This is a genomic window from Leptolyngbya sp. FACHB-60 (assembly GCF_014695775.1).
Taxonomy (GTDB): Bacteria; Cyanobacteriota; Cyanobacteriia; order Phormidesmidales; family Phormidesmidaceae; genus Nodosilinea.
Map to the genome: position 1 here is coordinate 33,379 of NZ_JACJOX010000058.1, position 24,630 is coordinate 58,008.

The 24,630-nt window shown below is 56.7% G+C and carries 24 protein-coding genes; 18 read left to right on the plus strand and 6 right to left on the minus strand.

Features of this window, described 5'->3' with window-relative positions:
• Positions 1-26: 26 nt before the first annotated feature.
• The gene (locus tag H6F57_RS27705; protein ID WP_190626018.1) at positions 27-1,121 is read right to left on the minus strand and encodes a pentapeptide repeat-containing protein; all 1,095 of its coding nucleotides are present in this window, start codon (positions 1,119-1,121) and stop codon (positions 27-29) included.
• 243 nt (positions 1,122-1,364) lie between these two features.
• Between H6F57_RS27705 and H6F57_RS21485 the strand changes: the two genes are divergently transcribed.
• From H6F57_RS21485 to H6F57_RS21530, 10 genes are all read left to right on the plus strand, one after another.
• Complete coding sequence (locus H6F57_RS21485; RefSeq protein ID WP_190626017.1) at positions 1,365-2,297, plus strand: NAD-dependent epimerase/dehydratase family protein; 933 nt, start codon at positions 1,365-1,367, stop codon at positions 2,295-2,297.
• Positions 2,298-2,590: 293 nt separating this feature from the next.
• On the plus strand, positions 2,591-3,952 hold the full coding sequence (gene der / locus H6F57_RS21490) for a ribosome biogenesis GTPase Der (protein ID WP_190626016.1): 1,362 nt from the start codon (positions 2,591-2,593) through the stop codon (positions 3,950-3,952).
• 76 nt (positions 3,953-4,028) lie between these two features.
• Complete coding sequence (locus H6F57_RS21495) at positions 4,029-4,943, plus strand: energy-coupling factor transporter transmembrane protein EcfT (protein WP_190626015.1); 915 nt, start codon at positions 4,029-4,031, stop codon at positions 4,941-4,943.
• On the plus strand, positions 4,871-6,397 hold the full coding sequence (locus H6F57_RS21500) for an anthranilate synthase component I (protein ID WP_190626014.1): 1,527 nt from the start codon (positions 4,871-4,873) through the stop codon (positions 6,395-6,397). Before H6F57_RS21495 ends, H6F57_RS21500 begins: the two co-directional genes overlap by 73 nt.
• Positions 6,398-6,535: 138 nt before the next feature.
• Positions 6,536-6,808: a transcriptional coactivator PipX gene (gene pipX, locus H6F57_RS21505; RefSeq protein ID WP_190626013.1), complete on the plus strand. Its 273-nt coding sequence runs from the start codon at positions 6,536-6,538 to the stop codon at positions 6,806-6,808.
• Positions 6,805-7,491, plus strand: a complete 687-nt coding sequence (locus H6F57_RS21510) for a YggS family pyridoxal phosphate-dependent enzyme (protein ID WP_190626012.1) — start codon at positions 6,805-6,807, stop codon at positions 7,489-7,491. The genes pipX and H6F57_RS21510 overlap by 4 nt, the downstream gene beginning before the upstream one ends.
• A gap of 528 nt (positions 7,492-8,019) precedes the next feature.
• Positions 8,020-8,622, plus strand: coding sequence for a cell division protein SepF (locus H6F57_RS21515; protein WP_073609929.1), 603 nt, complete (start codon positions 8,020-8,022; stop codon positions 8,620-8,622).
• Between the two features lie 113 nt (positions 8,623-8,735).
• On the plus strand, positions 8,736-9,551 hold the full coding sequence (proC, locus tag H6F57_RS21520) for a pyrroline-5-carboxylate reductase (protein ID WP_190626066.1): 816 nt from the start codon (positions 8,736-8,738) through the stop codon (positions 9,549-9,551).
• A gap of 57 nt (positions 9,552-9,608) precedes the next feature.
• Entirely contained in the window at positions 9,609-9,845 is a 237-nt protein-coding gene (locus H6F57_RS21525) for a DUF4160 domain-containing protein (RefSeq protein WP_190626011.1), read from the plus strand.
• Positions 9,826-10,152 carry a DUF2442 domain-containing protein gene (locus H6F57_RS21530; RefSeq protein ID WP_190626010.1) on the plus strand — a complete coding sequence of 109 codons (327 nt, stop codon included), beginning with the start codon at positions 9,826-9,828 and terminating at the stop codon, positions 10,150-10,152. Before H6F57_RS21525 ends, H6F57_RS21530 begins: the two co-directional genes overlap by 20 nt.
• A 77-nt stretch (positions 10,153-10,229) precedes the next feature.
• Here H6F57_RS21530 and H6F57_RS21535 read toward each other — a convergent pair whose 3' ends face one another.
• Complete coding sequence (locus H6F57_RS21535; protein WP_190626009.1) at positions 10,230-11,510, minus strand: MSMEG_0569 family flavin-dependent oxidoreductase; 1,281 nt, start codon at positions 11,508-11,510, stop codon at positions 10,230-10,232.
• 369 nt (positions 11,511-11,879) lie between these two features.
• Between H6F57_RS21535 and H6F57_RS21540 the strand changes: the two genes are divergently transcribed.
• The 8 genes from H6F57_RS21540 (at position 11,880) to H6F57_RS21575 (ending at position 18,857) form a co-directional block, all read left to right on the plus strand.
• The gene (locus H6F57_RS21540; RefSeq protein ID WP_190626008.1) at positions 11,880-12,362 is read left to right on the plus strand and encodes an MSMEG_0572/Sll0783 family nitrogen starvation response protein; all 483 of its coding nucleotides are present in this window, start codon (positions 11,880-11,882) and stop codon (positions 12,360-12,362) included.
• Between the two features lie 62 nt (positions 12,363-12,424).
• The gene (locus tag H6F57_RS21545) at positions 12,425-13,471 is read left to right on the plus strand and encodes a Nit6803 family nitrilase (RefSeq protein ID WP_190626007.1); all 1,047 of its coding nucleotides are present in this window, start codon (positions 12,425-12,427) and stop codon (positions 13,469-13,471) included.
• A 96-nt stretch (positions 13,472-13,567) separates the two neighbouring features.
• On the plus strand, positions 13,568-14,656 hold the full coding sequence (locus H6F57_RS21550; RefSeq protein WP_190626006.1) for an MSMEG_0568 family radical SAM protein: 1,089 nt from the start codon (positions 13,568-13,570) through the stop codon (positions 14,654-14,656).
• 5 nt (positions 14,657-14,661) lie between these two features.
• Complete coding sequence (locus H6F57_RS21555) at positions 14,662-15,177, plus strand: MSMEG_0567/Sll0786 family nitrogen starvation N-acetyltransferase (protein WP_190626065.1); 516 nt, start codon at positions 14,662-14,664, stop codon at positions 15,175-15,177.
• A gap of 308 nt (positions 15,178-15,485) precedes the next feature.
• The gene (locus H6F57_RS21560) at positions 15,486-16,523 is read left to right on the plus strand and encodes a sll0787 family AIR synthase-like protein (protein ID WP_190626005.1); all 1,038 of its coding nucleotides are present in this window, start codon (positions 15,486-15,488) and stop codon (positions 16,521-16,523) included.
• A 1-nt stretch (position 16,524) separates the two neighbouring features.
• Positions 16,525-17,700, plus strand: a complete 1,176-nt coding sequence (locus H6F57_RS21565) for an MSMEG_0565 family glycosyltransferase (RefSeq protein WP_190626004.1) — start codon at positions 16,525-16,527, stop codon at positions 17,698-17,700.
• A 181-nt stretch (positions 17,701-17,881) separates the two neighbouring features.
• A complete protein-coding gene (locus tag H6F57_RS21570; protein ID WP_190626064.1) occupies positions 17,882-18,487 on the plus strand; it encodes a hypothetical protein in 606 nt (201 codons plus the stop codon).
• A gap of 70 nt (positions 18,488-18,557) precedes the next feature.
• A complete protein-coding gene (locus tag H6F57_RS21575; protein WP_190626003.1) occupies positions 18,558-18,857 on the plus strand; it encodes a hypothetical protein in 300 nt (99 codons plus the stop codon).
• A 115-nt stretch (positions 18,858-18,972) separates the two neighbouring features.
• Here H6F57_RS21575 and H6F57_RS21580 read toward each other — a convergent pair whose 3' ends face one another.
• The 4 genes from H6F57_RS21580 to H6F57_RS21595 all read right to left on the minus strand — a co-directional run bounded on the left by H6F57_RS21580 (position 18,973) and on the right by H6F57_RS21595 (position 24,593).
• A complete protein-coding gene (locus H6F57_RS21580; RefSeq protein WP_190626002.1) occupies positions 18,973-19,422 on the minus strand; it encodes a response regulator in 450 nt (149 codons plus the stop codon).
• 146 nt (positions 19,423-19,568) lie between these two features.
• Positions 19,569-21,086 carry an ATP-binding protein gene (locus H6F57_RS21585; protein ID WP_190626001.1) on the minus strand — a complete coding sequence of 506 codons (1,518 nt, stop codon included), beginning with the start codon at positions 21,084-21,086 and terminating at the stop codon, positions 19,569-19,571.
• Between the two features lie 3 nt (positions 21,087-21,089).
• Positions 21,090-23,072, minus strand: coding sequence for a CHASE3 domain-containing protein (locus tag H6F57_RS21590; protein WP_190626000.1), 1,983 nt, complete (start codon positions 23,070-23,072; stop codon positions 21,090-21,092).
• A gap of 51 nt (positions 23,073-23,123) precedes the next feature.
• Complete coding sequence (locus H6F57_RS21595) at positions 23,124-24,593, minus strand: phenylalanine--tRNA ligase subunit alpha (protein WP_190625999.1); 1,470 nt, start codon at positions 24,591-24,593, stop codon at positions 23,124-23,126.
• Positions 24,594-24,630 lie beyond the last annotated feature (37 nt).

The window sequence follows — 24,630 nt, forward strand, 5'->3', positions numbered from 1 at the left end:
AAGAAACCCATCCAGGATGGATGGCTTCAGTCGTGGATGGAGCCATCGGGCATGATTGCCCCGGTGAGGATGGTGCCGGTGAGCTTAACCATGGCGCGGCCGCCGACGGCCACCTTTGCGCCGCTGAGGTCGGCCCCGCTGAGGTCGGCCCCGCTGAAATCTGCGCCGATGAGATCAGCCTCGCGCAGGTTGGCGTGGCTGAGGTCGGCCTGGAGCAGGTTGGCGCGAAACAGCTTGGCCTTGCTGAGGTTGGCGCGGTTGAGATTGACCTTATGCAAAAAGGCATCGCTGAGGTCGGCCCCACTGAGGTTGACCTCGCTGAGGTTGCGGCCTGCAAAGTCTTTTTCGCGCAGATTGGCCCCGCTCATGTCAGTGCCACTGAGGTCGGGGCTTTGGCGTGATCGCGCGGCTCCGCTGCGGGTGTGGGCGTTGTAGCTGTTGTAGGAGTCGTTAGCCGGTTTGGAGCTAGCCTGGCTGCTGGGGGGGGAGCTAGATGCTTTGCTGCTGGCAGAGTTGGCCTGGCTTTGAGTGCCTGAGCTACCCTTGCTACTGGCACTATCGCTCCCTACCCCCGCTGCTGCATCGCGCCGCTGACGATAGGTTTGCGACTGGCCGGTGCTAGAGCTTGAAGAGGGGCCGCTGCTGGATGCGCTAGAGCCTGAGGATGGATTGCCGTCGCTTTGGCTGGCCCCATAGTAGCTGCCGCCGTAGGTGCTGCGCTGGTAGCGGTAGTAACGATTGTGGGAACTCGATCGCTCCTCTTCACGGTCGTCATCTTGAGACTTGGCGCTACCGTAGCCGTTGCCGTAGGCAGAGCGATAGTCGCTGGAGCCATAGTTGCTGGCCGTCGAGGGTCGATAACTGCTGCTGGCGGTGCCGTAGCGACTGCTGGTGGAACTGGCGCTGCTGCGGCCATTGCGGCTGTGCGATCGCAACAAATCTCGAGCGTGGTTCAGTGCTTTGATTTTGTCTTGGGCCTTTTGATACAGTCGCTCGTTGTCTTGAGGAATGCGATCGGGGTGCCAGACGAACACTAGATCTTTATACGCCTGGTTGACTTCCTCAATAGAGGCACCGGGCTCTAACTCCAAAATTCTATAGGCGTTGTCCAGCTCTCGCATGTAGAGACAATCTCGCGCTTAGGGTGTTAAGGCCGGTTGCTCAACTCCTAACATTTTAGGCGGGTTCCCCCCCGAGCGTAAGACCTGGGCCGTTATCTACTGGTTTGCTTAACGGATTTGAGCCTAAATCCCTTGATTCTTCGAGAGAATTTGGGGGATCGACGCAGCTTAATATACATACATTAAGTTCAGCGGGTCTTTCAGCATGTTCTGGAACCGCTGGTTAGCAGGAAGGAGAGGGCAATGCGTGTATTAGTCATGGGTGGTACCCGGTTTATTGGGGTGTATCTAACCAAACTATTGATTGAGCAGGGCCACGAGGTGGTGGTGTTTAACCGGGGCAACCATCCTGCGCCGGTGGAGGGGGTGCCGACTATTGTGGGCGATCGCACTGACCCCAACAGCCTCAAAACCCAGCTGGCGGGCGAAACCTTCGACGCCATCTTCGACAACAACGGGCGCGAGCTGTCGGATACCCAGCCGCTGGTAGAACTCTTTGGCGATAGGCTTCAGCACTTTGTCTACGTCAGCTCGGCCGGGGTCTACCTCAAGTCTGACCAAATGCCCCACATCGAAGGCGATGCGGTAGATCCAAAGAGCCGCCACAAAGGCAAGTTTGAAACCGAAGCCTACCTGCAAGCCCAGGGAGTACCTTTTACCTCAGTGCGCCCGGTCTACATCTATGGCCCGCAGAACTATAACCCGCTAGAAGCCTGGTTCTTTGATCGGGTGGTGCGCGATCGCCCCATTCCCATTCCTGGCAACGGCATGCACCTCACCCAGCTCGGCCATGTGCAAGACCTGGCGGCCGCCATGGCAGCGGTGCTGGGTAACGAGACGGCGATCGGCCAAATCTACAATATCTCCGGCGAAAAAGCCGTCACTTTCGACGGTCTCGCTCGCGCCTGCGCCCCAGCAGCCGGTAAGGATCCTGATAGCCTCAAGATTGTCCACTACGACCCTAAAGCCTTTGATTTTGGCAAAGCCAAGGCTTTCCCTATGCGGGTGCAGCACTTCTTCACCGCCATTGATAAGGCTCAGGCTGAATTGGGCTGGGCACCCACTTACGACTTAGTTGCAGGGCTACAAGATTCATTTCAAAATGATTATCTGGTCTCTGGTGCAGACAAAGCCGAAGTGGACTTTTCCTTAGACGAAACAATTCTAGGCGCTTAGATAGGCTTGCGGCACTTTGCTAGGGTGGGCATTGCCCACCCTAGGTCTGGGTGATGATGGAGGGGTAGCTATCTCACGTGCTATGGCCACCAACTGATGGTCGCCTCGATCGCATTGAAGCCTTGTCTCAGTTGCCTTCTATAGGTCATCCTTTAATCACCTAACTTCCCCAGACAGTGATCTCTTGACTACAATGGAAAGATTGAGAAGATTTTCTCATTGATGATCTGGGCGTCTAGCAATGTGTGGCTTCCAGGTCTGCTGAACCATTCATTTGCCTAAAGGCCTAAGTCATGCCCCTGCCTGTTGTTGCGGTTATCGGACGCCCAAATGTGGGCAAATCTACCTTGGTGAACCGCTTGGCCGGGGCTCAAGATGCCATTGTCTATGACCAGCCGGGGGTGACGCGCGATCGCACCTACCAGCCAGCCTTTTGGCGCGATCGTGACTACCTGGTCGTCGATACCGGCGGCCTTGTGTTTGACGACGACACCGAGTTTCTGCCTTACATTCGCGAACAGGCCCAGCTGGCCCTCACCGAAGCCAGTGCCGCGGTGCTGGTGGTCGATGGGAAAGTTGGCCCCACAGAATCTGACCGGGAGATCGCCTCTTGGCTCAGGCAGCAGTCCGTGCCTGTGTTACTGGCAGTCAACAAGTGTGAATCGCTGGACAACGGCCTGGTGCAGGCGGCTCAGTTTTGGGAACTGGGCCTGGGCGAACCCTACGCCGTCTCCGGCATCCACGGCAACGGCACGGGGGAACTGCTAGATGCCTTAGTAGAGTTCCTGCCCGAAACCGTTGAAGAAGAGGAAACGGAGGAAGTCAAAGTCGCCATTGTGGGGCGGCCCAACGTGGGCAAGTCGAGCCTGCTGAATGCTTTCGTGGGCGAAACCCGCGCCATTGTTAGCCCAATCTCGGGGACGACCCGGGATGCGATCGACATGCAGGTGCAGCACGGCGACAAAATCTATCGCCTGATCGACACTGCTGGCATTCGTAAGAAAAAAAGCGTGGAGTATGGGCCAGAGTTCTTTGGCATCAACCGCGCCTTTAAAGCCATTCGCCGCGCCGATGTGGTGCTGCTGGTGATCGATGCCCTCGACGGCGTCACCGAGCAAGACCAAAAGCTGGCGGGCCGCATTGAAGAAGACGGTCGCGCCTGCATTATCGTCGTCAACAAGTGGGATGCGGTGGAAAAAGACAGCCACACCATCTACGATTTTGACCACCAAATCTCTGCCCGGCTAAATTTTCTTGACTGGGCCAAGCGCATCTTTGTCAGTGCCAAGACCGGCCAGCGAGTGCCTAAAATTCTAGAGCTGGTCGATCACGCAGTCGAGCAGCACCGTCGTCGGGTGAGCACCTCAGTCGTCAACGAAGTGCTCGAAGATGCGGTCAAGTGGCACACGCCGCCCACCACCCGCCAGGGCCGTCAGGGCCGTATCTACTACGGCACTCAGGTCACGGTGCGTCCGCCATCCTTCACGCTGTTTGTGAATGATCCCCATCTACTGAAGGACAACTACCGTCGCTATGTAGAGCGGCAGTTTCGCGAAAATTTGGGTTTTGAGGGCACGCCGATTCGCATCTTCTGGCGGGGCAAAGCGATGCGTGACCTAGAGCGCAACAACCCCAACCGGGCGACAAAAGTGTAAGGTGATCTGCGACAAATCCATTGATGCAATGGTGGGCGGTGCCCACCCTACGATCAACCGTTCCCAGTCGACATAAATGGATCTTCTTCGATCGCTACCCATTGGCCTTTATCTAGAGCAGCCGGTGACCTGGCTGCACCGGCTTGACCCCAGGGTCAAGATGGCCTGGCTGATGAGCATTTTGGTGACGCCTATTTTGGCGAATGCCTACTGGCGGTTTGGGCTGGTGGCGCTGCTAGTGCTGCTGACTTTGGCGGCGCTGATTCCGCTGCGGGTGTGGCGACAGCAGATGGGCTGGCTGGTGGTGCTCAGCGGTCTCGTGATGTTGTTGACCTTTGTCATGCCTGATGGGCTGCAAGTGGCGCAGACGCCTCGGTTGCCTACCTCAGCCGACAAGGTCACCTTAGAGAATCCGCCGGAGGTGCTGCCAGAGCTACCGCAGCCTACGTCCTATCGCTACGTGGTGTTTGATTGGGGGCCGATTAACGTAACGCGGCGATCGCTCGATCTGGGCGTTCGCATTGGCACCCTGCTGTTTACGCTGATCTACGGCACCAACCTCTACCTGCTCACCACCGCGCCCGAAGAAATTACCGTGGCTCTAGAGGCGCTGATGGCCCCGCTACGGTGGTTTCGCCTGCCGGTGACCGAGATTGCCCTGACGGTGACGCTCTCCCTGCGGTTCATCCCCCTGGTGCTAGAGGAGGTGCAGAATTTGGTGCGATCGGTGCAGACCCGCGCCATCAACTGGAAGAAACTGGGCTTTCGCGGCTCAGCCGAGGTGTGGCTGGCGGTAATGGAGCGACTGCTGCAAAATCTGCTACTGCGGGCCGAGCAGATTGCGGCAGCGATGGAGGTGCGCGGCTTCACTAGCCCCAATGAGCACCGGGTGCGCTGGTACCAGCTATTGCTTAGATCATGGGACTGGTTTGCCCTGGGGCTGCTGGCGGTGTTTTGGTGGGCGCGCTGGGTCTGGGGAGGCGAGATTTGACTTGGTGGGTGCGATCGCAGCCCCTAGGGCACCGCACCGGCAGCGACATCTTCGAGGCCCTCTACGGCGATCTGTTGCGGCAGCCCCCTAGCCCCTCAACCCTAGTGGCTCTGCTAGAGAGTCCCTATCCTTTACCGGTTGCTGCCCGGCCCCACGCTATTCATAGCCGCTACTCCATCTGTGCTGGGCCACCTCGTCAGGTCAAGGGGCTGCCACAGGTGTGGACCGCGTTGGTGGGGGGCATTTTGCCCATGCTAAGGGAGCGGTTGGCCGAGGGCGCTCAGCTAGCACTCCTTGGAGAAGAGGCCGCGGTCGCTGAGCAAACCTTGCCATTTATAGGCGGTTGGTTGGGCTGGCTTGGCTACGACTTAGCCTGGGAAATCGAGCGCTTACCCATTCTAAAAAGCGATCTCTTCCCCTTTCCGGTGGCACTTTGGTACGAGCCAGAGACCTTTGCCGTGCTCGACCATCAAGCCCAGCGGCTGTGGCTGTTTGCCCCCTCCTCCGCAGGGCTAGATATGATGGAGAAGCAGTTGGAGCTGCCTACCCTCGACGCGGCCTGCTTTGCCCCGCCAGAGGGCGATCCCCGCTCTGTGACCTTGGGGATGGCGGCGGCAGAGTACCAGCAAGCTGTGCTGCAGGCGAAGCAGCATATTCAGGCGGGGGATGTGTTTCAGGTCAATCTTTCTCTGCGGTTTTCAACGGTCACCACGGCCCACAGCTGGGCGCTATACCGCCAGCTGCACCGCATCAACCCGTCGCCCTTTGCCTGCTACTGGCGCACCCCTTGGGGCGATGTCATTAGCTGTTCGCCAGAACGGCTGGTGAAATTACAGGATGGCATTGCCCAGACTCGCCCCATTGCCGGAACCCGTCCTCGGGGATCAACGCCAGAACAGGATGCTGAGCTAGCCAAAACCTTGCTCAGCAACCCCAAAGAGCGGGCCGAGCACATCATGCTGGTGGATCTGGAACGCAACGATCTGGGCCGGGTGTGTCGATGGGGCACCGTGCAGGTCAATGAGCTGCTGACCGTGGAGTACTACAGCCATGTGATGCACCTCGTCAGCAATGTGGTGGGGGAGCTGGGGCGCGATCCCCGCTCCGAGGAGTTTCGCCAACACAACGCCATTGACCTCATCCAGGCTACTTTCCCTGGCGGTACCATCACCGGCTGCCCCAAGGTGCGCTGCATGGAAATTATCGAAGACCTAGAGCCCGTCCGCCGCAGCTTGTTCTACGGCTCCTGTGGCTATCTTGATCGCCGTGGCCACCTCGACCTAAACATTCTGATTCGCACGCTGTTATATGGGCATACTGATACCTTATCGACGGCATCTATCGTGTGGGGGCAGGTCGGCGCTGGCATTGTAGCCGACAGCGACCCATCAAAAGAGTGGCAGGAATCTCTGCAAAAAGCTAGGGCACAACTGCTGGCGCTGGGACTGAGGTAGCTCCGCCATTCTTTGTCAATAACGGTTGCTCTACTTGAGAATGCATGCATACAGCACACCAGGTTCTAGAATGCATGTGGCGAATTGAACAGACATGACCATCGTCCTGCCGTAAGGAAGAGCCTCTCCCATACCTGAATGAGCACAGAAACCTATCTAAATCACCCCAACTTTGGCCTGCTCTTTAGAGTGTGTATAGTAGACGACGGTCAAGAGCTGTATGCCACGCTATATGCCCAGCGGCTGTTTTTTTTGGTTACTAATTCTCCCACAGAGGGGCTAGTGTTTCAGCCCATAGGCCGCAGCAACGCTCGCATGATGCTAGAAAGTCGCCTGCGTATTTTGCGGCGGGCAGGCCAGCAGGCTGACTTCGATCGCCTCCAGCACACCTACAAGCAAACCTTTCAATGACCGCTGTCCCCGGTGCCCTGCCTGAGCAATTTGACCGCATCCGGCAAAGCATTCCCCCTTCGGTAACGCTGGTTGCGGTTACCAAGTTTTTGCCGGTAGAAACCATTCGCTCTGCCTACGACAGAGGGCTGCGCCATTTTGGCGAAAGTCGGGTGCAGGAGGCGATCGCCAAACAAGCCGACCTCAGCGACTTGTCCGACATCACCTGGCACCTGATTGGCCACCTGCAAACCAACAAAGCCCGCAAAGCCGTCGAGCACTTCGACTGGATTCACTCGGTAGATAGCCTAAAGCTGGCCGAACGCCTCGATCAAGCAGCCCAAGAGCTGGAGAAAACTCCCCAGTGCTGTCTGCAGCTCAAGCTGGTGCCCGATCCGCCTAAATTTGGTATTGACGTGGCTGAGCTAGAGGCTCTGCTGCCCCAGTTCGATCGGCTATCCCACCTCAAAATTCGTGGCCTCATGACCATTCCGCCCCAGGGAGCCAACGAAGACACGGTGCGCGAGGTGTTTGCTGGAGCAAAATCTTTGGCTGACAATCTCAACCAAACAGGCTTTAACCGATTGCACATTGACCAGCTTTCTATGGGCATGTCGGGAGACTATGGCGCTGCGATCGCCTGTGGATCCACTATGGTACGCCTCGGCACCATTCTGTTTGGCGCTCGACCGTCATCTACCTAACTCCGATAAAGAGGGATGCGGTTTTTTGCCCTCGGTTGTCAACTCGAATCGGCGGCAGAGATAGCCGTAGGGCAATGGGTTGGGGCGATCGCTAACCGCCTTGATGCCTGTTATTCTTCCAGTAGAAATTTACGTTCTGATGCAAAACCAAAACACGATTAGAAAAAACTTTAACTAATTGTGAATGGACTCTTCCTTTTTTTGATTTCGTGTATACTGTTGACTCAATATTCTGTGTACAGGATATTAACCCAAACCCTAAGCCTGCCCTAGCTCAGAGAGAAGCGTCACCCCACGGTGTTGTTCTATCCACTGAGTTTTTAGACTAGGTTTAGGCGGTCAGCAGCCCTCTTAGAGAGGCTGACTACCCCATAACCCCAGGCTAACCCCATTAATTTTCACAACAGCCGTTGCAAATGGAAAAATGGCGCTATCATGGCCCTCGGATAACCGGAGCATGATGTGCCCCATTGGTCGAAGGCCGCGGGGTTGGTCTACCAGAGTGATAGTCATCGTGGAGTGTAAGTTGTGAGCAACATGTTTTCTAAACTGCGGGACTTCGTTGGCCTTAACGACCCAGCAGATTACGACTACGAATACGAAGAAATGGATGGAGAGGAGTACCAAAACCTCTACCAAGAAGAGAACACCCAGCCCATTGTGCAGCCGCCCCAGCCCGAAGAAATTCGCCGGAGCCGCCCCCGTCGCGAACGAATGATGCCCACTGATGCAGGAATGACCCCGATGGCCAGCAACGTAATTGGTATGCCCGGTGCCATGAACGGCACCTCCGAAGTGGTGGTAATGGAACCCCGCTCCTTTGAGGAAATGCCCCAGGCCATTCAGGCTCTGCGGGAGCGTAAGTCGGTTGTCCTCAACCTCACTATCATGGATCCCGACCAGGCTCAGCGTGCCGTTGATTTCGTTGCAGGCGGCACCTATGCTATCGACGGGCACCAAGAGCGCATCGGCGAAAGCATCTTCCTGTTTACGCCCAACTGCGTACAGGTGAGCACCCCCACCGAGTACGAAGAAGAAGTATTCATGGGTCAGCCCCAGGGTATGCCCATGCCCGGCCAAATGCCCCCCGCTCCCGCTTGGGGTTCCGAGTCCATTGCTCGTATGGCCTAGCGTTATCCACGCTTGATCAACACGTGACTATCACCGCTCCCGGTCTAGTACCGGGGGCTACCTTAGGTTATTGTCTTCACTAGCGATCGCAAATGATCGAGTCGTCGGTGAGGATGATTATGCCTGAGGCAACATTTGGGGTTATCGGCGGCGGGATGATGGGAGAAGCTCTCATCACCCGCCTTCTTGATCAAGGAATTTTTGTTCCTGAGGCGGTGATCGTGAGCGACCCCCAGGCATCGAGGCGAGAGGTTTTGCACCACACCTACGGCGTGCAGACCACCGCAGAAAATCAAGCCGTAGTCGATGCCGCTGAGACAGTCTTGCTGGCGATTAAGCCCCAGATGCTGGGGGCTGTAGCAGAAAAACTCCGGTTCCCAGGGCGAGAGAAGCCGCTGCTGCTGTCGATTTTGGCTGGGGTACCCTTGGCCCGGCTCGAAAAAGAATTTTTGGGTTGGGCGGTGGTGCGAGCGATGCCAAATACGCCCGCTACGGTAGGGGCCGGAGTGACGGCTTTGGCTGCTGGGGAGGCCGTAAGCGTTACCCAGCGAGAACAAGCTCGCTCTATTTTTGCCAGCGTGGGCACCGTAGTGGAGGTGCCCGAATCGCAGATGGATGCGGTGACGGCGCTTTCAGGTTCTGGGCCAGGCTACATTGCCCTAGTAGTAGAGGCCTTGGCTGATGGTGGCGTGGCGGTGGGACTGCCCCGAACGATCGCCCTGGAGCTGGCGATCGCCACTGTACGCGGCACTGGTGAGCTGCTGCACCAGGGCGATCTCCACCCCGCTGTGCTCAAAGATCGCGTCACCAGCCCCGGCGGCACAACCATTGCAGGAATTGCGACTCTAGAGGTAGGTGGGCTGCGATCGGCCCTGATCGAAGCGGTGCGATCGGCCTACCTGCGGTCTAAGGAGCTGGGGCAGTCTTGATCAAGCTTCAGGCGATGAAGCATACAATTGAAGTGTTTGGGAGTGTATGTAGCCACGATGCCCACGTTACTTCGCGTTGGCCCCTACCGCTTCTTCTGTTACGCAGGCGATCGTGATGAGCCAGCCCACGTTCATATTGAGCGCGACAATAGTGAGGCCAAGTTTTGGCTGACTCCAGTAAGGCTTCAGTTAAACAAGGGGTTTTCGTCTAACGAGATAAACCGCCTTCAAACGTTGACCGAGGACAATCAGCAGCAGTTATTGGAGGCTTGGCATGACTTCTTCAATGGTTGAGATCCTCAATATTCCTGAAATTCAGCAGGTTTCTATTTCTGCCGACCTGCTCACGGTTGATCTATCTGATGGGCGCGTTATCGCTGTACCGCTGGCCTGGTATCCTCGACTGCTCCACAGCACCTTGGCAGAACGTGACAACTGGCAATTAACCGGCAGTCAAGCAGGCATCCACTGGCCAGAACTTGATGAAGACATTAGCTTGAAGAATATTTTGCTGGGGCAACCTTCGGGAGAAAGTCAAACCTCGCTGCAACGGTGGCTCGAAAACCGAAATCCTCAAGCACGAAGCTCGCAGCACGCCTAGTGCTGAAGTGTGGCTGAGGGAAGAGTATTCTTGCCACGAACGCTAAACGCTCAGCAATGCACTATCTCAAAGATTTTCTACGAACCCATCGCTACTTCGTTGACGGTCTGTAGTGCACGGAGCGGGCTGGCTCCAGATCGAGCAGCAACCTGCTCTGCCAGATATTCAGCGTCGCGGGCAATGCCAGAGAACCGGGCAGAACCCCAGGTGTAGAGCCACGGCAGGCCGAGAAAATATAGCCCTGGCACGGTAGTAACTCCTCGGCGGTGGCCAGGATAACCCTGCCCGTCAAACACGGGCAGCTCAACCCAGCTAAAGTCTAGGCCGTAGCCGATGCACCAAATCACCGAGGTGATATTGGCGGCGCGATAGTCGATTCCGGTATCAACAATCTCCGGCTCCCAAACGGGCTGATAGGGCGGGTCTACAGGGGCGTCAATGCTGTTCTTCTCAAGGTAGGTGTCGATGGTGCGCTTAATGCTTTCGGCGACGGCGTCGGCTTGGTCGAGATTTTTCTTCAGGTCGTCGCTAAATGTCAGCTGGGTGCCCTGAATATCCGTCAGCCGCCCGTGCAGCCCCATGCCCTGTAAGGCAAAGTGGCGCAGATCAATTTCGCGCCCGCCGCCGCGTCCGGTGACGTAGTGGTTGGTCTTGTGGCGCACGGTCTCTTTCTGCGGGTGGTCGTCAATGGCTAGGTCGTAGTAGCCCATTTGGTCGAGCCATTCCACCACATCTTTGCATCGGTAGCGGCGGGGCGATCGCGGCGCACCCCCCACGCATAGATGCACCTTTCGGCCTGCCAGATGCAAGTCTTCGGCAATCTGGCAGCCCGACTGCCCAGTGCCCACTACCAATACGGCTCCCTTCGGCAACGACTCAGGGTTGCGATATTCTGCCGAGTGCAGTTGCACAATATCGGGAGCCAGACGCTCTGCCAACCGAGGAATTTTGGGGGTGTGGTAGCCACCCGTGGCCACCACCACTTGATTGGCGGTAAAGATGCCCTGGTTGGTCACCACCTCAAAGCCGCCGCCCTTGGGCTGGCGCACCCGTTCTACTCTGACTCCGGTTTTGAGCGGCAGGTCAAAGTGGTTGGCGTAGCGCTCGATATACTCCACGATCGCATCGCGGCCCATAAACCCCTCAGGGTCATCGCCGGGGTAGGGAAAGCCGGGTAGCTGGCACTGCCAGTTGGGCGTGACCAGGCAGAACGAATCCCACCGCTTGGTGCGCCAGGAGTGGGCGACCTGGTGCTGTTCAAAAATAATGTGGTCAATGCCTAGGCGACTGAGGCAGTAGCTAATCGACAGCCCTGCTTGGCCGCCGCCGATCACAATTACGCCGTAGTGCATAGTCATACTGTCGGTCCTAAAAATGGTGTGGGGTGAGTCGTTCTTTCCCGTACCCTAGGCCGTTGCTCAGGGGATGCTTGTAACCCCGGCTACCGAAAGCCTTGATCTAGCGCTAGTGGCAGGGAGGGTAGGTGCGATCGCCCTGCCCCGCCCTCGTCTAGCGTAAATTTGACCTGCCTACCTATCGAAAGTGATAGGGGTATCCCTGTGACCAAGACCTCAAATTAGCGATTTGCAGCCGCGCCCCTGTTGATTAGGTCAGACCGCCAAGGTTTGTAGTTGCTGATACGGGAGCCGCCTGCGATCGCCCGTAAGGTGCTGAGACATGCAGCCAGACATGCCGCGCTGCCAGCAACTTTGCAAGGAACTGAATCTATGCCTGAAGTAACTTTGCCAGCCCACCAGGCTGGGGATTTTTTGGTTGATTACGAAGAGAAAGTATTTCCCGATGTGCAGGCCGAACCCGGCGAAAAAGCCCTGATCACCTTCCACACGGTGGCCTTTGAAGGATCCATTGGCCTGGTGAACCTGCTCCAATCTACTCGCCTGATTCGCAAGGGCTTTGACACCTCGATACTGCTCTACGGCCCTGGGGTCACCCTAGGCGTGCAGCGCGGCTTCCCCAAGCTGGGCGATGAAGCCTTCCCTGGTCACATGGCGATGAACAACCAAATCGTCAAGGTGATGGAGCTGGGCGGTAAGGTCTACGCCTGCCGCTTTGCCCTCCAGGCCCTCTACGGCCACGGCGAACCTTCCCTCATCCCCGGCATTCGCCCCATCAACCCCCTCGACGTGCTTGACCTCGTGCTCATGCACCGCAAGGAAGGAGCCTTCATCCTCGACACCTGGACCATGTAGAGACTGGTCAGCCTGCGTAGGGTAGGCACTGCCTACCACCCCTCCTCCCACCACCCAATCCTATGGATTACACCAAAACCATTCGAGCCGCCGCCGCGCAGATCAGCCCTGTGCTATTTAGCTGCGACGGCACCACCGAGAAGGTCCTGGAGACGATCGCCCAGGCGGCCCAATCCGGGGTGAAGCTCATCGTCTTTCCAGAAACCTTTATCCCCTACTACCCCTATTTCTCATTTGTGCAGCCGCCGGTGCTCATGGGTAAAGAGCACATGCGGCTGTACGAAGAGGCCGTGGTAGTGCCGGGGCCGGTGACCGATGCGGTGGGCCGGGCGGCGCGGTCCTACGGCATGGTGGTGGTGCTGGGGGTGAACGAGCGGGAAGCCGGCTCGATCTACAACACCCAGCTGATCTTTGACGCTGACGGCACCCTGGTGCTGAAGCGGCGCAAAATCACCCCCACCTATCATGAACGCATGGTCTGGGGACAGGGGGATGGGGCCGGGCTGCGGGTGGTAGAAACGGCGGTGGGGCGCGTCGGGGCGCTGGCTTGCTGGGAGCACTATAATCCCCTCGCCCGCTACGCGCTGATGACCCAGAACGAGCAGATTCACTGCGGTCAGTTTCCAGGGTCAATGGTGGGGCAGATTTTTGGTGACCAAATGGAGGTCACCATGCGCCACCACGCTCTAGAATCGGGCTGTTTTGTGGTTAACGCCACCGGCTGGCTCACGCCAGAGCAAAAGCAGCAGATTACCACTGATGGGGGGATGCACCGAGTGCTGTCGGGAGGGTGCTACACCGCCATTATCAGTCCTGAAGGGGTACCCCTGTGCGAACCCATTACTGAAGGGGAGGGGCTGGCGATCGCCGATCTCGACTTCTCCTTGATCACCAAGCGCAAGCGCATGATGGACTCGGTGGGTCACTATGCCCGCCCCGACCTGCTGCGCCTGCGGTTGAATGCTGAACCCTGGTCGGTGGTAGAAACGACTGCGCAAGCGGCACAGGTTTTTTCCAGCGTGAACGGAGCCTCGCAGACTGCCCCAGCGTTGACAGACGAAGCAGCCGTTGGCCTACCCCCCAACAGCCTTGGTCTGCCAACCTCATAGGTCAAAATTTTTGCAGCTCAATAGATATGTGCCCGCTAGCCAGTTGTTAGCGGCCGTGATTGACGCAGGTTTTTATCGGGTATTGAACATCAGGCCATGAACAAGCAGCGGTTGATTACAGAGTTACAAACCCACGGGCTGCGGCTGGTGGAATCTACCCCTGGAGCAGCAGGGCGGCGAGGTGGAGCAGGCCCCTCTGACCACCGCGCCATCACCATCGACGGCACCACCGTCATGGTGCCGGTCTACACTGACAGCGCCGCCCGCTCTCCCTACACCCTCAGAGCTACCGCTGCCAGCCCCCTGCATATAGAGGCTTCGGGGGAAGCTATCACCCCCATCGACGTGCCCAACGCACCCAGATTCTACGGTCTGACCACCGCCGATGGTATTCCCTACTCGAAAATTGCCCTGCTCCACGGGTGCGATGTGCTGGCTACTACGGTGCAGCAGACCTGCATGCGCTATCGCGACCCGGCTACAGCCTGCCAATTCTGCGCCATCGAAAAATCCCTAGATGCGGGGCGCACCATTGCCCGCAAAACGCCCCAACAACTCGCCGAGGTAGCCGAAGCTGCCGTGCGCCTAGATGGGGTAACCAACATGATTATGACGACGGGGACGCCGAATACGAGCGATCGTGGCGCTGCCTACCTAACCGAATGCGCTGCCGCCATTCGCCAGCGGGTACCAGACTTGCCGATTCAGGCCCAGTGCGAACCCCCCGACGACTTCGCCTGGTTCGGCCGCATGAAGGCGGCGGGCGTCGACAGTCTGGGCATGCACCTGGAGGCGGTGGATCCTGACGTGCGAGCCAAAATTATGCCCGGCAAGGCAGAGGTTCCCCTCACCGTCTACTTTGCGGCCTTTGAGGCGGCGGTGAAGGTGTTTGGCTGGGGTCAGGTGAGTACCTACTTGCTGGCGGGCCTGGGCGACAGTTTAGAAACCCTGGTGGAAGCGAGCGATCGCCTCATTCAAATGGGCGTGTACCCCTTCGTGGTGCCCTTTGTCCCCATTGGTGAAACGCCGCTGGCGCACCATCCTTCCCCCAGCAGCGAGTTTATGTTCACCCTCTACCAGCGGGTGGGGGCACTACTGAAGCAGTCGGGCATGGCCTCGGCAGATATGAAGGCAGGCTGCGCTAAGTGTGGAGCCTGTTCAGCGTTGTCTACCTTTGAGGGTTAATGACTATGGCTCTCCATCGCTATAGCTTTGAACTGGCTCAATTGCCTCATGATCTAGAGGGCTACTTTGCCCTACGTCAGGCTATTTTCTGCGAAGAACAGGGGCTTTTTGATCACGACGATGCTGACACCCTTGATGGCGTCGCCTATCCCATCGTTGCCATCGACCACGAGTCAGCGCTAGAGAATCGAGTGGTTGGCGTTGTGCGCATTTACGAGAAATCGCCTCGGCTTTGGTACGGCGGACGGTTAGGAGTGCATCCCAACTATCGCCGGGTGGGGCGTATCGGCAAAGGACTGATTCACAAAGCGGTGACGACAGCGAATACCTGGGGTTGCGATCGCTTTCTCGCCACCGTGCAAGAGCAAAACGTCCGCTTCTTTCAGCGACTCCACTGGAACTCGTTAGAGGAGATGGTGTTGTGCGATCGCGACCACCACCTGATGGAAGCCGATCTGGCCCACTATCCCCCCGGTGACGAGGTGCGGCCTGGGTTGGCAGGGCTGCTGCAAGTGTCTTGAGGATTGGATGGGTGGATGAGTGGATGGGTAGGGAGTTAGGGGGTTAAGAGGCGGGAAAGCAACGCAAGGATAGAGAAGACATTAAAGCTAGGGTTGAGAACTAAACCTAGTTCATTGCCACTCACGGTTCCATTGGCAAAACAGAGGTCTAAACCGATGATCGATCAATCCTTTCCGTGAGGAGAAGGGCGGCGGAACGCCCTTCTCGTAGGCCGAAGGACGTGCGGAGCCGGGGGTCTGGGGCCAGCGAAATGGCCCCCGCAGTAGATCTGGTTTGTGAACAACTACCTCTGTCAGCAATACATTCCATGCCTCACCAAGTAGCCTCTATTTCAAGCATCCCTCAAGCATTTGTGTCAGATGAGCTAAAGCTATGGGAATTAGCCGCTGAACTGCGGCGATCGCTCGGCATTTTGCACAAACAAGACATTCAAACAGCGGCGGATCGCCTGGGTGCTCACGTGCGTTCCACCACCCAGAAACCCATTCTGCTAGGAGACGACTGCGCCGCTATCCCAGACGGCGAGGGCTACCTGCTGCTAGCGGCAGAGGGCATGTGGCCCACCCTGGTGGAAACCGACCCCTGGTTTGCCGGCTGGTGCGCCGTAATGGTCAACGTCAGCGACATCTATGCGATGGGGGGCCGCCCGATCGCCGTAGTCGATACCATTTGGAGCCAGTCCCCAGAGGCTGTGGATCCTCTTTGGCAGGGCATGGTCGCGGCATCCCAAGCTTTTAACGTGCCTATTGTGGGAGGTCACACTAGCTGTCACAGCCCCTATGCAGCGCTGGCTGTTGCTATTTTGGGCCGCGCCAAACGTCTCATTACCAGCTTTAATGCTCAGCCTGGGGATGTGCTGCTCCACGTCACCGATATGCAGGGGCATATGCACCCTCAATACCCGTTTTGGAATGCAGCGACAGAGTGTGAGCGCGATCGCCTGCAAGCTAACCTAAATCTGCTGCCTGCCCTGGCTGAATCGGGCCTCTGCGACACCGGCAAAGACATCAGCATGGGCGGCATCGTCGGCACTACCCTCATGCTGCTGGAAACCTCGAATTGTGGCGCTGTGCTGGATTTAGGAGCGATCGCCCCGCCCCCCCAAGTAGACTTGCTGCCCTGGCTACTCAGCTTCCCCAGCTACGGCTACCTGCTCAGTGTGCGCCCCCAAGCTGTAGCGAAAATACAGCCCCAGTTCCACAGCCGAGGATTAGTGTGCAACCCCGTGGGTAAAATTACTGAAGGCCAAACGCTCACCCTAAAACTAGGTGAGGCCTCGCTCTGCTTTTGGGACTTTGCCACCACAGCCCTCACCGGGTTTAGCGGCAGGGTCCATAAGGTCTAACATGGCTCAACCCCTCAAAATTGCGCTGCTCACCTACTCCACTAAGCTCAGGGGTAGCGTTGTGCACACTCTAGAGCTGGCAACAGCGCTCACCGATTTAGGGCATCAAGTTTGCGTTTACGCCCTTGATAAAGACGGTCGAGGCTTTGAGCGAGCGGTTCCAGCCAAAGTTCAGCTAGTACCTGCCGAGCCGCCCCCAGATGGCCTGCCGCCTAACCAGGCCACCGACGCGCTAATCCGCCAACGCATTCAAGAATTTGTTGATTACTTCTTGGCCTATCCCGAAGACCATCACGACATCTACCACGCCCAAGACTGCATTGGAGCTAACGCCCTGGTGCAGCTGCGGCAGCAGGGCAGATTGCCCAATGTAGTGCGCACCGTTCACCACATCGAAGACTACCCCAGCATCTATCTTCAGCACTGCCAAGATAAGTCGATTCGCGATCCAGATCTCTGCCTGTGCGTGAGCGATCGCTGGCACCAAGCCCTCCGCGATCAGTACGGCATCGAATCCCCCAGAGTGCTCAACGGCGTAGACTTGAGACGCTTTTTCTCAAACCTTTCAGGTCAGGAAGATGCCCTTAAAGCTCGCTACGGCCTCACAGGTTCCCCTATCTATCTCACGATCGGTGGTATTGAGCCACGTAAGAATTCCCTGCGCTTGTTAGAGGCTTTTGCCCAAGTGCTGACTACCTACCCCGAGGCTCAGCTAGTCATTGCCGGTGGCGCTACCCTATTTGACTACGAACCCTACCGGCAAGAATTTTTCGCCCTAGCTGAACACCTAGCGCAGCAGCACGGGCCATTGGTCGGTAAATCGGTAATTTTGGCCGGGGTAATTGCCGACGATGACCTGCCTGCTCTGTATCGCGCCGCTGACGTGTTTTGCTTTCCGTCTACCAAAGAGGGTTGGGGATTGGTGGTGCTAGAGGCGATCGCCTCAGGCTTACCCGTCATCACCGCCGATCAGCCCCCCTTCATCGAATTTCTCAGCTCAAACCAGGCTCTCTTAGTTAATCCTGACTCGGCCTCGGCCATTGCCGCTGCCATGCTTGCGGTGCTAGACCCTAGGGTGGCTGATCAGCTCGTCCAGCATAGTCAGGCGGTGCTACCTAACTACACCTGGGGCAAATCGGCTAGCCTGCACCTAACCCACTACCAAACCTTGATATAGCGGTGGATTTGGCGCTCAAACCCCGCTCAGCAGAGGGAATTCTGACTACCATAGATGCAGGGCAGCCGCCGTTGATTAAAGAACGGTTGCCGGTCAAGTTTGGCAAAAACGAGTTTCTGGAACCTGACTGGGTTCCAATTTATCTGTTCACCTCAAGAAGGTCGTCTGAGTGGCTGCTGCCATGGTCAATGCTGTTTCCACCCCTGCCCCTGCCGATACGCTGCCTCTAGTAGATGCTCCGCCCGATGAGGTGCAGCTCAGTTTGCCCGTCGATGAGCCTGCTCCTGAGCTGTTGACCATTCCCCCGGCAACGCTGGTTCTGGCGGCCCAAGACGTGCGTATGGTGCTGCGTGAGCAAAATGAGCAAAGCCAAATTTTGACCACCAAACTCAATATCTTGTTTGTGGCCAACGGGGCGTTGCTCACTAGCCTCAGCATTTCGCGGCTGCTGGTGAGTGGTAGCGTCTTTAGCATCGCCGAAATCATTGGGTTTTTGGCTAGCTTCTCGCTGCTGATGGGGGCGTTTTTGCCCCGCCAGGTGGCCGTTACCCCCAACTTAGAAGATCGTAAATTTTTAGAAACCTATCTGGCCTTGCCTGAGCAAGACTACCAGCTGCAAATGCTGGTCAACCTGTCTGAAACCTACAACGCCAACAAGCAGCGGCTTGAAGACACTTCGCAAAGCCTTAAATATGCGGCCTACACCATCTGGAGCACAACTGTTATCATGCTGGTACATATCCTGGTAATTTACGTGGCTACCGGGTCATCTTCTGAGTTAATCTAGCGCCAGTCTAGAGACTCTAGCTAGAAGCTCTGGCTCTAACGTTTTTGACCGCATTTAGCGGGAAACCAGTATGAGTGATGGACAGCAAGAAACGACTCTAGATCGGCGCGTAGCGTTGCCCGAGCCAGATGTGAGCAACATTACTGTGCTCACCGAGAACTTGCCCAACGAGCCTGTGCTGCCCTGGCACCACTTCGACTCTCCTTGGCTAGAGCGCGATGATGCAATCTCGGCTGAAAGTGATGCTGAGGCTACCTCGGAAGGTAGCACTGATGCTGAACCTACTGAGCAGCTTACTCTGGATCTAGAGGTGCTAGTAGGTGTCCTCGACGATGGGCCTAAAGACGCTGCCGCTGAAAGCACGGTATAGCTGCTGTCACACCAGTTTTCTTGTAGCAAGAGTGAAAATTCTCCTCAATCTCCCTTTTAAGGGGAGGATCACCAGGTAGCTAAAGCTACGGCAAGTCGCTGTTCAAACGGCCCTCTTACATCAGACCCAGCTGGGGCTTTTCGTTATAGGTAATCCAGTGAAGATTTAGCGTTTTAAGGATGTCGACTAGCTGGTCAAAATCTGGCGGTTTGGCAATGTAGGCATTGGCGCCCAAGTCATAGAGGCGGTTGACATCGGTATATTCTCTCGATGAGGTCAGCGCCACCACAGGCAAGCGCCGGAGTTGGGGCTGTTGGCGAATCCAAGCTAATACTTCCGCCCCCGATCGCCGTGGCAGCTTGAGATCGAGCAATACAAATACAGGCAGCGGATAGGTGGCGCGATCGCTGTAGGGTGCTTCTCCAGAGAGATACTGAATCGCTGCATCACCGTCGCTGACCACCTGCACCAGGGTGGTGATGTTAGCCTTGCGAAAGGCCCGCTGAACTAAAAAAACATCCTTAGGATTGTCTTCGACCAGGAGAATGGTGTGTTCTGTGCTCATGGCAGAGAGGCGGCCGGGGAGTGACGAATACTTTGGTTCAGGAAGAACGGGAGAAAATATTCACAGTATTCAGTGTTGCAACTCAAGGCCATCCATTATATTCATTAGCGAGAAGATTAGAACTCGTAACCTGGAGCGCGTGCGCCTCACAGCTCCACAACCGGTAAGTCTATCCAAAATCGGCTGCCCTGGCCAAGCTGAGATTCAACGCCTATTTGTCCACCCATGCGCTCTATACCTTTGCGGGCGATCGCTAGCCCAATCCCAGTTCCTGGATAGTCTGCTTCGCTGTGCAGCTGGGTAAAGGGGCTAAAGATTTTCTGTTGACTGTCTAGCGCAATGCCAATGCCATTGTCCTCTAGGTATAGACGAACTGTAGGGGGCTCTCCAGCCCCTTTGCCCTGACCATGCTCAACTGCCCAGATTCGCACTTGGGGTTGCACACCATCGGCTACAAACTTAACCGCATTCAAAAGTAAGTTGATCAATACTTGCTTGAGCATGGGGCGATTGGCTCGCACCATCGGCAGCGGTTCCTCAAGATCAATTTTGGCCTGGCGCTCTTGCAGCTCCGGCTTTAAGGTGTTGAGTATGTCGGCGAGGGCGAGGGATAGATCGACCGGCTCCAGGAGGACTTCAACCTGTCCCATGCGGCTGTAGGCCAGTAGGTCAGTAATTAGAGTATTTAACTGTTTGGTGTTGGCATCAATGCGCTGCAAGCATTCTAAGCTGTCCGAATCTAAGGAATGGCCAACGTCTTCGATCAGGATTTGAGCGAAGCCCTGAATGGCTCGCAGGGGAGCGCGCAAATCGTGGGAGATAGAATAAGTGAATTCTTCAAGATCCTGATTGACCGCCTCCAGTTCAGCAGTTCGTTCTTGCACCCGTGCTTCTAAGGTGGCGTTGAGTTCCTGTAGGGCTACTTCGGCTTGTTTGCGCTCTGTAATGTCTTCGAGCAGGCCATCAACAACGGTAATTCCTTCAACGGTATTTAAGGTTGTGGTTAAAAGGGCCCAGAATTGGGTGCCATTGCTTCTGTGCAACTGCACTTCCTGCTCCTGCTGCTGGGGGGGTGGTAGATCGAGCAAGAGCCTATAGTGATGGTGAGTATCGATCAAACTGAGTTTGTTTGCCTGAGCCAGTGACTCTGCGCCCAACAACTCTAAAAAAGCGCGGTTTGCTTCTAGCACGGTGCCCTCTGAATCAGAGCGAAAAATGCCGACTTTAACTTGATTCAGCAATCCCTGTAGGCGAATCTCTAGCAGAGCAGCTCGTTGCTGCATTTTCCGCCGATCTAGGGCAATCCGAACGGCGCTCGGTACGCGGATATAGCGATTTGGTTCTTTGAGAATGTAGTCGTCGAGGCCGAGCTTCATTGCTTCAACCGCGACTTCCTCGGTTCCGGTATTGGTAAACATCACCACCGGGCAGCGGGGATACTGCTGTCTTACCGTTTCTAAAATGTCTATACCGGTCGTCCAGCGCAGCTGAAAGTCGGTGACTACGGCGTCGAAGTCGCCTGCCCTAATCGCCCGACTAAATTCACCGGAGCTGTTAATTTGTTGAACATCCAGTTGGTCAAATTCACGCTCCAATTCCCGTAGCACTAGGAGGCGATCGCTGCGGTTGTCGTCAATGAGAAGAATTCGGAGGGGTTGGGTCATAGGTTAAGTCATGGACGGGGGAACAGCCATTGGCAACGCAATCCAGAACCGACTCCCGCGGCCCAGTTGCGATTCCACACCGACTTGCCCGCCCATCCGCTCTAGCCCTTTGCGCACAATGGCTAAGCCGATGCCTGTGCCGGGGTAGCTCTCGGCTCCGTGCAGACGTTCAAAAACACGGAATACTCGCTCCTGGTGTTCGGGTGCAATGCCAATGGCGTTGTCTACGATCCACATTCGTATCCAGCGGCGCTCATTTTGATACGTTTCTTCGGCAAAAATATCTATCTGTGGTCGGGTACTGGGTTCAACAAACTTGATTGCGTTGCCGATCAGGTTGGTCACGGCTTGAATGAGGGTTGAACGGTGGGCCATGACCTGGGGCAAGGCCGCCGCCACCTCAATCTGAGCCTGATTTTCCTGAATTTGAGCCGTTAACTGCTTCAAAGCTTCTTCTACGACTTCGGTCAATGCGGTGGGCTGTAGATTGATTTGAGTGCGGGTTAGACGGCTGTAGCTCAGTAAGTCGCTGATCAGGTCATTCATTTGCACCGCATCTTCCATGATGGAAGCGATGTAGTTGCGGCCTAGGTCGCCTAGCTGCTCGCCACAATCTTCTAACAGGGCGTTGGCAAACCCATGGATGGTGCGCAGCGGGGCGCGCAAGTCGTGGGAAACAGAGTAGGTAAACGCTTCTAGCTCCTGGTTGGTTTCTTCTAGCTGGGCGGTGCGATCGCTAACGCGCTGCTCTAGCTGCGTCGCATAGTCTTGAAGCTGAGTGCGAAGCCGAGTCTGCTGCAGGGCGATCGCCAGCTGGTTGGCCACCTCGTAGGCAATCTCCTGGGCTTCTGCATCAAAGGCGGTAGGCTCAGTTGATGCCAGGTTGAGTTCACCAATGAGGGTTTGATCTACCTGCAGGGGCACACATAAACAACTGAGAAAGCCCTGGGCTCTTAACTGCACCAGTACCGGCGGGCAGGCTTCTGCTGTGGCCAGGTTTTGAACGTAGCGAACGCCGTTGAGCATGCTCTGCTCTGGGGCAAAGTCAGTAACGGTTAGACGCGTGCCCACCGGCAGGGGCAATTTCCCGGTCGGGCTACTTCCGGCCAAGACTTGGGCAACTTCAGCTTCTAAATCAAATAAGGCCACAAACGCCTGATGGAACGGCACAATCTGGCGCATTTTGGTGAGGGCGTTGCCGATTAGAGGCTTGTCCAGCTCTGCGGCTAAAATTGCTCGGTCAATGTCATGGAGCGTCGCTAGTCGCTGAGCGCTGCGCTGGAGTGAAAGGGCCGATTGTTCAGCTTCCTTAGTTCGCAGTTGAGCTGTTTGCAGGGCATCTTTGTAAACCAGCGAGACCCACAAAATCTGGCGGTAGATGAAATAGGCCAGCATGGCACCGATACCAAGGGCCAAAAGCAAACTAGTTAAAATCACCGATTGAGTCGTGGTCTGGGCCGTCTGACTGCGCTGGTCTCGCAGCCCTTCCTCCGTTGAAATAAATGCAGCGATCTGTTGCCGCATTTGATCCATGAGCTGTTTTCGGTTTCTGAGATTGTTTAAGGGCTCCAGTTCGCCCTGCTGCCGGAGGGCAATGGCAGGCAAAGTCTGTTGTTCCCACCGCTGAAAGGAAGCCGTCAGCTCAACAATGCGCTGAACCTGGCTCGGATTGTCTGAAACCAGGGTCTTTAACTCCTCTAGACTGGGCTCAATTAACCGGTTGGCTTGCTCGTAGGGCTCCAAAAACTCTTGTTCGCCGGTCAGCAGATATCCCCGAAAGCCAGTCTCCATATCCAGCAACAGCTTTTGAGCCGAGTTGGCCTGCGAAATCACCTCGCCGGTGTGGTCTACCCAGTCTAAGGCCGACAGTAAGCGAGTGATTTGCCAGATGGATACCCCTGACAAAAGCAGCAGTAGGACGACGGGCAGGGCGATCGCGCCGATCAGCCTACGGCGAAACTGGTCTTGAGGAACGATAAAAACCATGCCTTCATGCTACTGTGCCTGCCGAGATGGGCCTGGCCCCGCCGGTAGACCTTAGAGGCGAATGTCGGGACCAATCAGGTCAGACAGCTTTTCCACGTCGTAGAGCAGCATGGCGATGCGCTCTAGGCCCAACCCCCAGGCCACGGTGGCCTTTTCCCCACAGCCCAGAGGTTCTAGCATTTCCTGGCGAAACAGGCCTGAGTTGCCCACCTCAAGGTAGCGATCGCTGGGTGGGTGATAGGCAAACACCTCCAGCGACGGCTCGGTGTAGGGGTTGTAGGTGGGCTTAAACTTGAGATTCTTAAACCCTAGTCGCTCGTAAAAATAGGTGAGGTAGCCCATCAGCGTGCGCACGCTGAGCAGTTCGCCCACCACCACGCCTTCGATCTGGTGGAACTCGGCCAGGTGGGTGCGGTCCACGGTTTCGTTGCGAAAGACGCGATCGATGGAGAAGTATTTGCCGTCTTTGCCCTGGAGCTGATGCAGGCGACGGGCCGTAGAGGTCGTGGTGTGGGCCCGCAAAATCGCGCGGCTGGCCTCGGTCTCGGTCCAATGGCCGCCGTAGTTGGCTTCGTGCACCTGTTTGACTCGCTGCACCAGGGCCGGGTCGTCGGGCAGGGGCAGGGTCTGGGGGTTGGCTAGGTAGAAGGTGTCCTGCACCTCGCGGGCCGGGTGGTCTTGGGGGGTAAACAGGGCGTCAAAGTTCCAAAAGGCCGACTCCACCATATAGCCCGACATCTCATCGAAGCCCATGTTCAAGAAGATATCGCGAATGCGCTGAATGCACTGGGTGAGAATGGTGGGCCGTCCGTAGGCGACGTTGGGCACCTCGGCGTGAATGTCGTAGGGCTTGAGGTCAGCCTGTCGCCACTGGCCCGACAAAATTAGCTCGCTGGTCAAGGTCGTCACCACATCCCCCAAATCTAGGGTTTGCAGGGCAGGCAGCACGGTGAGGCTGTAGTCTGTCTCGACCCGACTGACGATGTAGCCCTGCTGCTGTAGCCACTCTAGAGAGGAGGACGCGCTGCCATCTAAAACCTTGCCCGCCGCGATCGCCTCAAATACCCCCTGCCGCTGCTGGTAAGCACCCAGCACCGACGACTTCAGCACGGCGACAGTCCCTTCACCATCGCCATCGATCAAATCGACGGCCTGCTCGCGCCGCAGGGCACCGTAGTTGAGGCTAAAGGCGGGGCCGAGCTCAGCCTGGAGGGTGGCGCGATTCCCCGTAGGGGAGGCTCCGCCATCGCGCTGACCCTGCAACAGCCTATCGGCTAAAGGGAACCCCGGCAGCACGCCGGCCAAATCCTCTCCCTTGGCCGTCAGTGCCCAGGTCTGCTGGGTATGCTCCTGCCACTGGACGTAGCCATTTAGAGCACCGCTGAGCAAAAAACCATTGATAAAGTTGAAGTCGAACCCGGCCTGGGCACAGAGCGATCGCAGACTCTCCACCGTCTGCTGCCGCTGCAACAGGTCGATAAACTGCCGCTGTTTGCCAGTGAGCTGAAGCAGGTCGAGCATAGCCAAGGTTTGGAAAATCTCTATCAGCCTATCAATC

Bases quoted from the DNA above. Each gene is read 5' to 3' on its own strand.
- H6F57_RS27705 (WP_190626018.1), bottom strand. From the start codon at position 1,121: ATGCGAGAGCTGGACAACGCCTATAGAATTTTGGAGTTAGAGCCCGGT.
- H6F57_RS21570 (WP_190626064.1), top strand. From the start codon at position 17,882: ATGGTCAATGCTGTTTCCACCCCTGCCCCTGCCGATACGCTGCCTCTA.
- H6F57_RS21510 (WP_190626012.1), top strand. From the start codon at position 6,805: ATGACCGCTGTCCCCGGTGCCCTGCCTGAGCAATTTGACCGCATCCGG.
- H6F57_RS21540 (WP_190626008.1), top strand. From the start codon at position 11,880: ATGCCTGAAGTAACTTTGCCAGCCCACCAGGCTGGGGATTTTTTGGTT.
- H6F57_RS21500 (WP_190626014.1), top strand. From the start codon at position 4,871: ATGGGACTGGTTTGCCCTGGGGCTGCTGGCGGTGTTTTGGTGGGCGCG.
- H6F57_RS21525 (WP_190626011.1), top strand. From the start codon at position 9,609: ATGCCCACGTTACTTCGCGTTGGCCCCTACCGCTTCTTCTGTTACGCA.
- proC (WP_190626066.1), top strand. From the start codon at position 8,736: ATGATTATGCCTGAGGCAACATTTGGGGTTATCGGCGGCGGGATGATG.
- H6F57_RS21495 (WP_190626015.1), top strand. From the start codon at position 4,029: ATGGATCTTCTTCGATCGCTACCCATTGGCCTTTATCTAGAGCAGCCG.
- H6F57_RS21530 (WP_190626010.1), top strand. From the start codon at position 9,826: ATGACTTCTTCAATGGTTGAGATCCTCAATATTCCTGAAATTCAGCAG.
- H6F57_RS21535 (WP_190626009.1), bottom strand. From the start codon at position 11,510: ATGACTATGCACTACGGCGTAATTGTGATCGGCGGCGGCCAAGCAGGG.
- H6F57_RS21550 (WP_190626006.1), top strand. From the start codon at position 13,568: ATGAACAAGCAGCGGTTGATTACAGAGTTACAAACCCACGGGCTGCGG.
- H6F57_RS21585 (WP_190626001.1), bottom strand. From the start codon at position 21,086: ATGACCCAACCCCTCCGAATTCTTCTCATTGACGACAACCGCAGCGAT.
- H6F57_RS21545 (WP_190626007.1), top strand. From the start codon at position 12,425: ATGGATTACACCAAAACCATTCGAGCCGCCGCCGCGCAGATCAGCCCT.
- H6F57_RS21555 (WP_190626065.1), top strand. From the start codon at position 14,662: ATGGCTCTCCATCGCTATAGCTTTGAACTGGCTCAATTGCCTCATGAT.
- pipX (WP_190626013.1), top strand. From the start codon at position 6,536: ATGAGCACAGAAACCTATCTAAATCACCCCAACTTTGGCCTGCTCTTT.
- H6F57_RS21595 (WP_190625999.1), bottom strand. From the start codon at position 24,593: ATGCTCGACCTGCTTCAGCTCACTGGCAAACAGCGGCAGTTTATCGAC.
- H6F57_RS21590 (WP_190626000.1), bottom strand. From the start codon at position 23,072: ATGGTTTTTATCGTTCCTCAAGACCAGTTTCGCCGTAGGCTGATCGGC.
- H6F57_RS21580 (WP_190626002.1), bottom strand. From the start codon at position 19,422: ATGAGCACAGAACACACCATTCTCCTGGTCGAAGACAATCCTAAGGAT.
- der (WP_190626016.1), top strand. From the start codon at position 2,591: ATGCCCCTGCCTGTTGTTGCGGTTATCGGACGCCCAAATGTGGGCAAA.
- H6F57_RS21485 (WP_190626017.1), top strand. From the start codon at position 1,365: ATGCGTGTATTAGTCATGGGTGGTACCCGGTTTATTGGGGTGTATCTA.
- H6F57_RS21565 (WP_190626004.1), top strand. From the start codon at position 16,525: ATGGCTCAACCCCTCAAAATTGCGCTGCTCACCTACTCCACTAAGCTC.
- H6F57_RS21575 (WP_190626003.1), top strand. From the start codon at position 18,558: ATGAGTGATGGACAGCAAGAAACGACTCTAGATCGGCGCGTAGCGTTG.
- H6F57_RS21560 (WP_190626005.1), top strand. From the start codon at position 15,486: ATGCCTCACCAAGTAGCCTCTATTTCAAGCATCCCTCAAGCATTTGTG.